Annotated in this window: 6 protein-coding genes; 5 read left to right on the top strand and 1 reads right to left on the bottom strand. The window is 67.9% G+C overall.

Annotated elements, in window-relative coordinates:
- Both VF697_RS26135 and VF697_RS26130 read left to right on the top strand, forming a co-directional pair.
- A partial coding sequence (locus VF697_RS26135; protein WP_331099435.1) for a sigma factor-like helix-turn-helix DNA-binding protein occupies positions 1–193 on the top strand: 193 nt, incomplete at its 5' end.
- 26 nt (positions 194–219) lie between these two features.
- The gene (locus VF697_RS26130; protein WP_331099434.1) at positions 220–573 is read left to right on the top strand and encodes an anti-sigma factor family protein; all 354 of its coding nucleotides are present in this window, start codon (positions 220–222) and stop codon (positions 571–573) included.
- Between the two features lie 881 nt (positions 574–1,454).
- Here the strand turns inward: VF697_RS26130 and VF697_RS26125 are convergent.
- A complete protein-coding gene (locus VF697_RS26125) occupies positions 1,455–1,673 on the bottom strand; it encodes a hypothetical protein (protein ID WP_331099433.1) in 219 nt (72 codons plus the stop codon).
- Between the two features lie 158 nt (positions 1,674–1,831).
- Between VF697_RS26125 and lysS the strand changes: the two genes are divergently transcribed.
- From lysS to VF697_RS26110, 3 genes are read left to right on the top strand one after another with little or no spacing between them, the layout of a single operon-like run.
- The gene (gene lysS / locus VF697_RS26120) at positions 1,832–3,376 is read left to right on the top strand and encodes a lysine--tRNA ligase (RefSeq protein ID WP_331099432.1); all 1,545 of its coding nucleotides are present in this window, start codon (positions 1,832–1,834) and stop codon (positions 3,374–3,376) included.
- 12 nt (positions 3,377–3,388) lie between these two features.
- Positions 3,389–5,773 carry an ABC transporter permease gene (locus tag VF697_RS26115; protein WP_331099431.1) on the top strand — a complete coding sequence of 795 codons (2,385 nt, stop codon included), beginning with the start codon at positions 3,389–3,391 and terminating at the stop codon, positions 5,771–5,773.
- A gap of 5 nt (positions 5,774–5,778) precedes the next feature.
- Positions 5,779–6,453, top strand: coding sequence for an ABC transporter ATP-binding protein (locus VF697_RS26110; RefSeq protein WP_331099430.1), 675 nt, complete (start codon positions 5,779–5,781; stop codon positions 6,451–6,453).
- Positions 6,454–6,577 lie beyond the last annotated feature (124 nt).

Here is a 6,577-nt window from a genome sequence, read left to right as displayed (position 1 = left end):
GCAGGCGCGGGTGCAGTGGGCCATCTCGCGGCTCGAGGCGGACGCGCGGATGCTGGTGGCGCTGCGGGACATCGAGGGGCTGTCCTACGAGGAGATCGTCGACATCACCGAGCTGCCGTTGGGAACCGTGAAGAGTCGGCTCCACCGGGCGCGGGAGAAGCTGGCGGATCTCCTGGGACGGCTTGAGGAATGAACGGTTTTCAGCGGAGACTCCGGGACATGCCAGCACAGCTCAGCCACCGCGAGACCAAGGCCCTGTTCATCGCCCTCGCCGACGAGGAGCTTCCGGCCGAGAAGGCCGACGCCGTGCGCTCGCACCTGGACGGGTGCGGCGAGTGCCAGCGGGGCTGGCAGAGCTACTCGAGCACCGTGCTGCGGCTGCGCAAGGTGGACAAGCAGAAGGCTCCACCGGCGCTCGCCTCGATGGTGATGACGCGGGTGAAGCGGCAGCGGCGCTTCGGACTGAAGAAGCTGCACATGATGCACGCGCAGTACCGCTTGCCGGTGGAGATCCTCATTCCGCTGCTCATCGCGGCGGCCGTGGGGGCCTTCCTCATCATGTCCGCGCCCTGACTCGGCACGTCAGTCCAGAGGCAGGCTGCACAGCCAGCGATTGTTGTCAGGATCCTCGGTGCACTTCAGGCCCGGGCCGCACGTGTCGGCCGTATCGGGCCTGCACGGTTTCCGGCAGGCACCGAAGTCGCAGAGGGAGCCGGTGGGGCAGGGGGTGCTCTCGTCACAAGGGGTGACGCACTCCATCCAGACGGCCTCTCGATCTCCGGATGAGGTCATCTTGACGCAGCGCTGGCCCTCGGCGCACGCACTCTCCTGACAGTTGTACCCCCGGACCTTCGCGCATGTGGAGAGGCCCGAGTTGAACCGGACGCATTGCCGCCCCTCTTGGCAGCCCTGGCCTTCACATGTGGGAAGACACGAGAGTCCGTTGGGCCCTTTTCCACAGAAGAATCCCTTGGGGCAGCTTGAAGGATCCTCCATGAGGCAGGGTCGACCGCAGTAGACGTTGCAGACGAGCCCCCGCGCGCAGACATCCACCCGGGCGTTCGAACGTTCGATGCAGGGCTGCCCTTCTCTGGCTGTGCCTTCAAGCACACAGCGGCGCAGCAATGGAGCGCCTCCTCGCGGGTGCAGCGTCTCGCAGGTGAAGCCTTCGGGGCACTGCAGGTCCGTCATGCAGTTGCTAGCGAGGCAGAGGCTCTCGCCTCCGCTGATGGGACTCAGGCAGCCCAGAGGCGGAGCGCAATCTCCGGGTTCCTGGCAGCGACGCCCATAGGTCAGGAGCTGGCGGCGCTCGGGGTCGGAAAGCATGGGGCTGACCTCCGGGGCATCAGGAGCCTGGGTCCCGCGCTGTCCGTTCAATGCGAGTCTTCCCGTGAAGACGAGCGGCAGCACCAGGAGCAGGCCGGCGGCGATGCCGAATGCTGTGCGCCCCTTTTTCAAGGACATCTCCATCGGCAGGTCTCGCGGTCATCCGGATCCGTGCACGACCACACCCGTAACTCGCCGTCCTCGCACCGTTGATGCTCCTCAAGCCCATCCTGGATGTCCTGCCGGATGGCCTTGTCCATCTTGCCGTCGATTCCGTAGGTCTCCGGGCATCCCGTCCCAACAGCGAGCAGCAGCACGGCGGATGCGAGCGCAACACGTCCAGGCATGGGCCCCCCTCTCAGTTCCCTTGCCGTGGGGATGCTAGCACCACCACAGGTGACGGCCGTCCACCCTGTTTCGCGCCCGCTCGGGAACATCCCCTGTACCCATTCGTTGCGTCCCGGGGTGGGCTTGGCTACGGTGCCGCGCCCCTACGGGATGCCCCATGGCTGACACTCCAGAGAACAAGAACGCGGAAGCGGACCTCGGGTCCAAGGAGCAGGAGATCTACGACCAGCGCCTCGACAAGGCGCGGAAGTGGCGCGACTCCGGCTTCAACCCGTACGGCAACGGCTACCGGCCCCAGCACCTGGCCGCCGACATCCACGCCCGCCACGGCAACCAGTCCATGGAGGAGCTCGAGAAGGCCGAGCCGGCCTCCTATGACGTGGCCGGCCGCATCGTGGCCGTGCGCAGCTTCGGCAAGGCCGCCTTCGTCAAGCTGCGCGACCGCTCGGGGGAGATCCAGGTCCACCTGAAGAAGGACGCCCTCGGTGACGCCTACGAACTCTTCAAGCTCACCGACATGGGCGACTTCATCGCCGCCCAGGGCGCCATCTTCCGCTCGAAGACGGGCGAGCTGACCCTGTCCGCCACGAAGTTCGTGCCGCTCACCAAGTCCCTGCGGCCCCTGCCCGAGAAGTGGCACGGCCTCACGGACGTGGAGGTCCGCTACCGCCAGCGCTACCTGGACATGGTCTCCAACCCGGACGTGAAGCAGGTCTTCCTCAAGCGCAACAAGCTCGTGCGCTTCATCCGGGACTTCCTCGACACCCGGGACTTCGTCGAGGTGGAGACCCCGATGATGCACCCGCTGGTGTCCGGCGCCGCGGCCCGCCCGTTCTCCACACACCACAACGCGCTGGACATCGATCTGTACATGCGGATCGCCCCGGAGCTGTACCTCAAGCGCCTGGTGGTGGGCGGCATCGAGCGCGTCTACGAGATCAACCGCAACTTCCGCAACGAGGGCATCAGCACCCGGCACAACCCCGAGTTCACGATGCTCGAGTTCTACCAGGCCTACGCCACGTTCGAGGACCTGATGGACCTCACCGAGGAGATGCTCTCGGGCGCGGCGAAGGCGGTGACGGGGGACACCAAGGTGTCCTACCAGGGGCACGTGCTGGACTTCGGCAAGGGCTGGAAGCGCATCCCCATGACCGAGGCCATCCGCGAGGTCGTCCCGGGGCTGAGCGACAAGGACATGGCGGATGCGGAGCGGCTGCGGCACGAGCTGCTCAAGACGACGCACGCCGAGTCCGAGCGCCGCGCCATCGAGACCATGCACCACGGCGAGCTGGTGGGTGCGCTCTTCGAGCACCACGTGGAGCAGAAGCTGGTGCACCCCACCTTCATCACGCACTACCCGACGGCCGTCAGCCCGCTGGCGCGCCGCAACGACCAGAACCCGGACATCACCGACCGCTTCGAGCTGTTCGTCGCCGGCCGGGAAATTGGCAACGCCTTCTCCGAGCTCAACGACCCCATCGACCAGAAGGAGCGCTTCCTCGCCCAGCTGGACGCCAAGCAGCGGGGCCAGCAAGAGACGATGGACTACGACGAGGACTACATCCGCGCGCTCGAGCACGGCATGCCGCCCACGGCCGGTGAGGGCATCGGGATTGATCGCGTCGCCATGCTGTTCACGGACGCGCCGTCGATCCGCGACGTCATCCTCTTCCCCCTCCTCAAGCCGCTTGCGAAGTAGGCAGGAACCCTCGTGAACGCCGAACGGCAGACCGTCTACCGCTGGAGCCTCATCTGGAGCGGCGCCCTCGTGGCGCTGGTGGGGGCCGTGCTGCTCGGCGTGGCCATCACCCAATCGGACGCCTGGGGCCGGGTGGCCGGGGTGCTCGGCCTGTCCGCGCTCGGCTGGGGGGCGCTCATCCAGACACTCCAGTCGCTGGGGCTATCGGCGTTGCAGTCCACCGCCCTGCGCTCCTCCATCCAGATCGTCGGGGCGCGGTACCTGCTGCTCGGCGCGGCGGCGTGGCTGGTGGGCTGGGCGGTCATCGCCTCGGGCATCCGGCGCGCTCCGGAAGCCTCCGCCGAGGGTCCGAGTCCGGCCGCCGGGGCGGCGCTGTACCCCCGGCTCGCGCAATACCGTGACTTCTACTGGAGCACCCTGGGCGCCTACGGCGGCGGCATCCTGCTCGCCGAGCTGGTGCTCATCCTCCTGCAGACGTTCCTGTCCAGCGGCGGGGGCGCGGGCGGGGAGGGCGGTGGGCTGCCTCCGACGGGCGCCTTCGCCGTCTCGCTGATCGTCTCGTCGCTCGTGGCCTTCGCGTCCGGCTTCGTGGGGGCCTCCCGCGCGCGGCGGCTGTCCATGCCCGAGGCCACCATCGGCGTCATCTACTTCGGCCTGCCCGTCCCCGTGCTGCTGACGCTGGTGGAGCAGGTGCCGGACCTCCAGGTGTCGCTGGGCTACCGGCTGCGCGAGGTGACGTACGTGGCCGAGCTGCTCGGCCGCCCGGTGGTGGGCTACTGGCTCGTCTTCTCGCTGCTGGTGCTGATGCTGGTGCTGGGCCTCAACACCGGCTTCATCGCCGCGGGCAGCGGGCGCCTGGACCTGAAGCTGCGCTTCGAGCTGTTCGTCGCCCGCCGCCACGTGGGGGTGTTCCGCCCCTCGCTGCTGCTGGGCACGCTGGCGGTGCTCATGTTCGGCATCGTCCCGCCGCTCATCGTCTACGGCATCATCCGCTCGGTGGAGGCCGCGGTGGAGCGCAGCCGTATCCGCGCCCTGGGCTTGAAGGATCCGCTCGCCGCCGCCTCCGCGCTCAACCGCCTCAAGCTGCGCGAGCAGTCGCCCACCATGATGATGACCGCGCTGTCGGTGGGCGGCGTGGGCGTGGGCGTGATGGCCCTCATCATCGTGCTGTCGGTGATGAGCGGCTTCGAGGAGGATCTGCAGAAGAAGATCCTCGGCGCCCACTCGCACGTGGTGGTGTCCAAGTACGCGGGCCACCTGCCCGAGTACAAGCGGCTGATGGAGCAGATCGCCAAGGTGCCCGGCGTGGCGGGGCAGACGCCCTCCATCGACAACCCGGTGATGGTGCTCGCCGAGGGCGACGAGGTGCAGGGCATCGTCCTCAAGGGGATCGACCCGGCCACCGTGGGCTCGGTGCTGGACCTGCGCAAGAACATGTTGCCCGGGGGCGAGCTGGACAACCTGACGACCCCCGAGAAGATCGCTCCCCGGCGCGCGTTCGGCGGCTTCGGCAACCCGTCCACCCAGCAGGACGAGGAGGAGGAGGAACAGGAGTCGGAGGATCCCATCATCGGCAAGAGCACGAAGAGCGCCCAGCCGAAGGTGCTGCCCGGCATCATCCTCGGCCGGGAGCTGGCCACCATCATGCGGGTGGTGGTAGGCGACCGGGTGAACGTCATCTCCCCGCAGGGCGCCGAGCTGGGCCCCGCTGGCCTCATCCCCAAGAGCCGCGCCTTCCGCGTGGCGGGCATCTTCTACTCGGGCATGTACGAGTACGACGCCAAGTTCGCCTACATCCTGCTCGACGAGGCGCAGAAGCTCTTCAGCACCGATGGCCCCAGCGGCATCGAGCTGAAGGTGGCGGACGTGGATGACGCCCGGCGCATCGCCACGCTGGTGTCGCGCGAGCTGGGCGGCTACCCCTACCGCTCGCGCGACTGGGGCGAAATCCACCGGAACATCTTCTCCGCGCTGCGGTTGGAGAAGCTGGTGATGGGCATCATCCTCTCCATCATCATCGTGGTCGCCGCCGGCCTCATCGTCGCCACCGTCATCATGCTCGTGCTGGAGAAGCGCAAGGAGATCGCCGTCCTCAAGGCGCTCGGCGTGTCCGACGGCGGCATCGTGAAGATCTTCCTCGCCGAGGGCCTGCAGATTGGCGTGGCCGGTGGCGTGCTGGGCCTCTTCTCCGGGCTGGTCTGGTGCCTCTTCATCGAGCGGGTGGGCATCAAGCTCGACCCGTCCGTCTATTACATCCCCGCGCTGCCGGTGAAGATCGAGCCGTTGCAGACCGCGCTCGCGGTGGTCATCGCGGTACTCGTCACCTACCTGGCATCCATCTATCCCGCGCTCAAGGCGAGCAGCGTGGAGCCGGTGGAAGGCCTGAAGGCGGAGTGAGGACGATGTCGCTGCTCTCCATCCGCAACGTCTTCAAGAGCTACTTCCTGCACGGCAAGCGCATCGACGTGCTGCGCGGCGTGTCGCTCGACATCGAGAAGGGCGAGCTGGTGAGTCTCATCGGCGCGTCCGGCGCGGGGAAGAGCACCTTCCTGCACGTGCTGGGCACGCTGGACATGCCGGCCGCGGGCGAGCTGCTCTTCGAGGGGCGCTCCGTCTTCGGCATGAACGACGCGGAGATCGCCGACTTCCGCAACCGCACGATCGGCTTCGTCTTCCAGAGCCACTACCTGCTGCCCGAGTTCACCGCCCTGGAGAACGTGGCCATGCCGGCCCTCATCCAGCGCCGGGACCGGACCGAGTCCTATGCCTACGCCCGCGAGCTGCTGGAGCGGGTGGGGCTGGGCAGCCGCGTGGAGCACCGGCCCGGGGAGCTGTCCGGTGGCGAGGCCCAGCGCGTGGCCCTGGCCCGGGCCCTGGTGCTCAAGCCGGCCGTGCTGCTCGCCGACGAGCCCACCGGCAACCTGGACCCGGCCACGGGCGAGGGCATCCACCAGCTCCTGCGCGAGGTGAACCGGGACCTGGGCATCACCGCCGTGGTTGTCACGCACAATGAAGTCCTGGCCCGCTCGATGCCCCGGCGGCTGCGGCTGGTGGCCGGCCAGGTGACCGAGGCTTGACGCTCCTGGACCCCCTCCGCGCGCTTTCCCATTGAGACCCGGCGAATTCCTCCCGTAGATTGCCCCGCCCTTTACCGGCCGATTGCTCTTGAGGCTCCCCGTTCTCTCGCTCAGGTTCCTTCTC

This window comes from Archangium sp., assembly GCF_036388035.1.
Classification (GTDB): domain Bacteria; phylum Myxococcota; class Myxococcia; order Myxococcales; family Myxococcaceae; genus Archangium.
Note: the sequence above shows the minus strand (reverse complement) of the source record. Positions and strands in the feature narration are given on the sequence as shown.

Bases quoted from the DNA above. Each gene is read 5' to 3' on its own strand.
- VF697_RS26110 (WP_331099430.1), top strand. From the start codon at position 5,779: ATGTCGCTGCTCTCCATCCGCAACGTCTTCAAGAGCTACTTCCTGCAC.
- lysS (WP_331099432.1), top strand. From the start codon at position 1,832: ATGGCTGACACTCCAGAGAACAAGAACGCGGAAGCGGACCTCGGGTCC.
- VF697_RS26125 (WP_331099433.1), bottom strand. From the start codon at position 1,673: ATGCCTGGACGTGTTGCGCTCGCATCCGCCGTGCTGCTGCTCGCTGTT.
- VF697_RS26130 (WP_331099434.1), top strand. From the start codon at position 220: ATGCCAGCACAGCTCAGCCACCGCGAGACCAAGGCCCTGTTCATCGCC.